This is a genomic window from Boseongicola sp., assembly GCF_057460485.1.
Genome location: NZ_JBVCWP010000299.1, coordinates 1 through 4437 on the forward strand (window position 1 = coordinate 1; position 4437 = coordinate 4437).

General features: G+C 60.1%; 5 protein-coding genes. 4 read left to right on the top strand and 1 reads right to left on the bottom strand.

The window, feature by feature from the left end; genetic code table 11:
- Positions 1-2: 2 nt before the first annotated feature.
- From AC221Y_RS20705 to AC221Y_RS20720, 4 genes are read left to right on the top strand one after another with little or no spacing between them, the layout of a single operon-like run.
- Positions 3-653 (top strand): SURF1 family protein, encoded by a 651-nt coding sequence (locus AC221Y_RS20705; protein WP_486708263.1) that lies wholly within the window; start codon positions 3-5, stop codon positions 651-653.
- Positions 653-2044: a threonine synthase gene (gene thrC, locus AC221Y_RS20710; protein WP_486708264.1), complete on the top strand. Its 1392-nt coding sequence runs from the start codon at positions 653-655 to the stop codon at positions 2042-2044. The genes AC221Y_RS20705 and thrC overlap by 1 nt, the downstream gene beginning before the upstream one ends.
- On the top strand, positions 2041-3303 hold the full coding sequence (locus AC221Y_RS20715) for a M16 family metallopeptidase (protein WP_486708265.1): 1263 nt from the start codon (positions 2041-2043) through the stop codon (positions 3301-3303). The genes thrC and AC221Y_RS20715 overlap by 4 nt, the downstream gene beginning before the upstream one ends.
- Entirely contained in the window at positions 3303-3884 is a 582-nt protein-coding gene (locus AC221Y_RS20720) for a GNAT family N-acetyltransferase (RefSeq protein ID WP_486708266.1), read from the top strand. The genes AC221Y_RS20715 and AC221Y_RS20720 overlap by 1 nt, the downstream gene beginning before the upstream one ends.
- Positions 3885-3935: 51 nt before the next feature.
- Here the strand turns inward: AC221Y_RS20720 and AC221Y_RS20725 are convergent, their stop codons facing one another.
- Positions 3936-4256, bottom strand: coding sequence for a helix-turn-helix transcriptional regulator (locus tag AC221Y_RS20725; RefSeq protein ID WP_486708267.1), 321 nt, complete (start codon positions 4254-4256; stop codon positions 3936-3938).
- Between the last annotated feature and the right edge of the window lie 181 nt (positions 4257-4437).

Consider the following 4437-nt stretch of genomic DNA (forward strand, 5'->3'; position numbering starts at 1 on the left):
GGATTGTCGGCTGTCTTGTGCTGTCGACGCTGGGCGCGTGGCAGTTGCAAAGGTTGGCGTGGAAGACCGCGATGCTGGACGAGATCGAGGCCAGGATCGGCGCCGCGCCGGTGGCTTTACCCAATGCGTTCGATGTCGAAGCGGATCGGTTTTTGCCGGTTGCTGTGTCGGGGCGGACCCTTGGAACCGAGTTGGTGGCCTTAACGTCAGTGCCGCAGGTTGGGCCAGGGTTTCGGGTTGTGTCTGCCTTTGAAACCGACGGTGGGCGTCGGATCTTGGTCGACGAGGGGTTTGTGCCGAGTGCGTCGCGCGATGCGGAGCGGCCGGGCGTCGCGATGGAGGTCGTGGGCAATCTGCATTGGCCGCGTGAGGTCGATCGTTTCACGCCCGCGCCGGATTTCGCGACCGGGCTGGTGTTCGCGCGCGATGTGGACGTGATGGCGGCGGCATTGGGCACGGAACCTGTGTTGATCGTGGCGCGCAGTGTGTCGGGGACTGACCCGCGAGCGACGCCTTTGCCGGTCACGAGTGCGGGCATTCCGAACAACCATCTGGGCTATGCGGTGCAGTGGTTTGGCCTTGCAATTGTCTGGGCGGGGATGACGGCGTTTTTTCTTTGGCGTATGAGGCGGGGACGCGGCGAGGAAGTGTGATGAAATATGTATCGACCCGGGGACAGGCTCCGGTTTTGAATTTTGAAGAGACGATGCTGACGGGGCTGGCGCGCGATGGCGGGCTTTATGTGCCGGACAGCATTCCGCAGATGTCTGCCGGCGATATCGCAGCTTTGGCGGGCCTGTCCTATGAGGAAAAGGCGTTTCGGGTGATGCGTCCTTTTATCGGCGATGCATTCACCGATGATGAGTTTGAGGCGATCATTGCGCGGGCCTATGCCTCTTTCAGCCATGACGCACGCGCGCCTCTGGTGCAGCTTGGGGCGAACCATTTCCTGTTGGAGTTGTTCCACGGCCCGACCCTGGCGTTCAAAGATTTTGCGATGCAACTGATCGGGCAGATGTTCGAGGCAGCCCTGACTCGTCGGGGCGAGAAAGTTACGATTGTCGGCGCCACGTCTGGCGATACCGGGTCGGCGGCGATTGAGGCGTTTCGGGGTCTGGACGCGGTCGATGTGTTCATCATGTATCCGCATGGACGCGTGTCCGAGGTGCAGCGCCGCCAGATGACCACGCCAGTCGAGACGAACGTCCACGCTTTGGCGGTGGACGGTGATTTTGACGATTGTCAGGCGGCAGTGAAGGATATGTTTGCGGACTTTGAGTTCCGCGACGAGGTGCGGCTTGCGGCGGTGAATTCGATCAACTGGGGTCGGGTTCTGGCGCAAGTTGTTTATTTCTTCTCGTCTGCGGTTTCTTTGGGAGCTCCAAGGCGTTCGGTGAGTTTCACCGTGCCGACAGGGAATTTTGGCGACATCTTCGCGGGTTACATTGCCAAGCGCATGGGGTTGCCGATTGAGCGCTTGGTCGTCGCGACAAACCAGAACGACATTCTGCATCGGACGCTGAAAAGTGGTGCCTATACCAAAGAGGGTGTGACGCCCTCGATCAGCCCGTCGATGGATATACAGGTAAGCTCCAATTTTGAGCGCGCGTTGTTCGAGGCCTACGGTCGCGACGGGCGCGCGGTTGCTCAGTTGATGGACGAGTTGAAGGGCAGCGGAGGCTTTCCGGTCTCGCAGGGCGCGATTGGTGTCTTGCGCGATATCTATGGGTCCGGGCGGGCATCGGAAGACGAAACCACCGCCATGATCACGGCCATGCAAAAGCGGACCGGCGAGGTTCTTTGCCCGCACACGGCAGTGGGCGTGAAGGTGGCGATGGATCAGGGCGTCTCGGCGACACCGATGATCACTTTGGCCACGGCGCATCCCGCCAAATTCCCGGATGCGGTTGAGGCGGCAACTGGAATTCGCCCACCCCTTCCAAACCGGATGGGGGATCTTTATCAAAGGTCAGAACGGGTCACACGTGTTGGGAATGACCTTGGGGAGATTGAAGCTTTGATCCGAAACAGGCGCACAACGTGACCGTTGAAATACATCGCATGTCGAACGGCGTGCGCGTCGTGACCGAACATATGCCGGGGCTGGCGTCGGCTTCGCTTGGGGTTTGGGTGGCCGCCGGAGGGCGGCACGAACGCCTTGAGCAGAACGGCATCGCGCATTTCCTTGAGCATATGGCATTCAAAGGCACGGCAAAGCGATCAGCTTTGGATATTGCCGAGGCGATCGAGGATGTGGGCGGCTATATCAACGCCTATACCAGCCGCGAGATGACGGCTTACTATGCGCGCGTGCTGGAAAATGACGTGCCGCTGGCGTTCGATGTGATCAGCGATATTGTGTTGAACCCGGCGTTTGACCCGCGCGAGGTCGAGGTCGAGCGCCACGTGATTTTGCAAGAGATAGGACAGGCGCACGATACGCCGGACGATGTGATTTTCGACTGGCTTCAGGAGACCGCGTATCCAGACCAACCTTTGGGGCGCACGATTTTGGGGCCCACCGATAAGGTGTCATCGTTCGGTGTTTCGGATCTGTCGGGGTTTGTGGCCGAGCGTTATGCGCCCGGAAACATCATTGTGTCGGCGGCTGGGGCCGTGGACCACGACGCGATTGTGAAGGCGGCGGAAGCCGCGTTCGGGCATTTGGCGGCGCAGGGCGGCGGAGCGACGGATCCTGCGGCGTTTAGGGGCGGTGAGCATCGGGTTGAGAAAGACCTTGAGCAGGCTCATTTTGCATTGGCGTTTGAAACGCCGGGGTATCGCGATCCGGCCGTGTATACGGCGCAGATTTTCTCAACTGTTTTGGGCGGCGGCATGTCATCCCGGCTGTTTCAGGAAGCCCGCGAGAAGCGAGGGCTTTGCTATACGATCTTCGCGCAGACCGGGGCCTATGCCGACAGTGGTTTGCTGACGATTTATGCGGGCACGGGGGCGGATGACATCGAGGGTCTGGTGAACCTGACCGTGGATGAGATGAAGCGGGCGGCGGATGATATGACGCCGGCTGAGATTGCGCGGGCGCGCGCGCAGATGAAGGCGGGGATGTTGATGGGCCTGGAAAGTCCGTCAAGCCGTGCGGAACGTCTGGCGCGTCTGATGTCAATCTGGGACCGGGTGCCGTCTTTGGAAGAAACAGTTGAATTGATCGATGCCGTGACGACAGGCGATGCCAAGGCGTTTGCCGCCGGATTGGTTGAGAAGGCGGATACAGCATTGGCGCTTTATGGGCCGGTTTCGCGTGCGCCGGAGCGTGAGGCTTTGGCGGGTAGGCTTGCGGCGTAATGCTTAAGTTCGGGCGCAAGGTCCGGATTGACACCGGGCGGATGATCTTGAGACCGCCTGTGCATGGTGATTTCCGTCATTGGTCGGCTTTGCGGGATCAAAGTTCTGAATTTCTAACGCCATGGGAACCGCGCTGGGCGCGGGATCATCTGTCGCGCAAGTCCTTCGTGAACCGGGTATACTGGGCAAGCCGGTCGATTGCGCAAGGCACCGCTTTGCCGCTGTTCATGGAACGGCGCGAGGATGGGCGGCTTTTGGGGGCGATCACATTGGACAATATCCGACGTGGTCCGGCTCAGGCGGCGACAATCGGCTATTGGGTGGGCGAGCCGCATGCGCGTGAAGGCTTTATGCGCGAGGCATTGACGGCGATGGTGCATCACGCGTTTGAAGTGTTGGATTTAAGCCGCCTGGAAAGCGCGTGTTTGCCGGAAAATAAGGCGTCGCGCGGGCTTTTGGAAAAATGCGGGTATAAATATGAGGGCGTGGCGCAGTCCTATCTTCAGATAGACGGGCGCTGGCGCAACCATGTTCTGTACGCAAATTTGCGCGGTGATCGGCGTGGCAAAGTCGACGGCTGACAGCGTATTTTTCTGGCTCCGCGCCATAGGTATTCTCAAAAAGGGGAAGGCTTAGCGGTCCTGCGATGCGTAAAAGTCGCTGAGGCATTTTCCGCGTTCTTCCCGGAAAGGCGCTTGTTCGGTGGTGTCGACAATGCGGTCGGCGCGGAACATCCGAAAGTCATTTCTGAGTTCGCACCACGCCACAAGCGTCCAGATTTTGCCCCAGAACCACAGTCCAAGCGGGCGAACGGTTCGGGTTGTGGCGGCGCCGTCTTCGGTTGCATAGGCGAGTGCAAGGCGGGTCTTGGTTTCGACGGCGCGTTCTAATGTATCCAGGCGCGCGCGGGTGGCGTCGTCCAGGTCGGGCATCTCGAAGGCGTGACCCTGCACGTGCGCGGGCGTCCTCGGGCAGAACGGCGCGTATTTTTACCAGGGCGTCTTCGGCGGCTTCGGCCATGGCTGTGCCACCCCAGGCACGGATCAGGCGCGCGCCTGCAGTCGGGGCCACGTTCTCGGAGCGGGTGAACATCAAAGGTGGCAGGTTGTAACCTTCACGCATGATGTAGCCGAC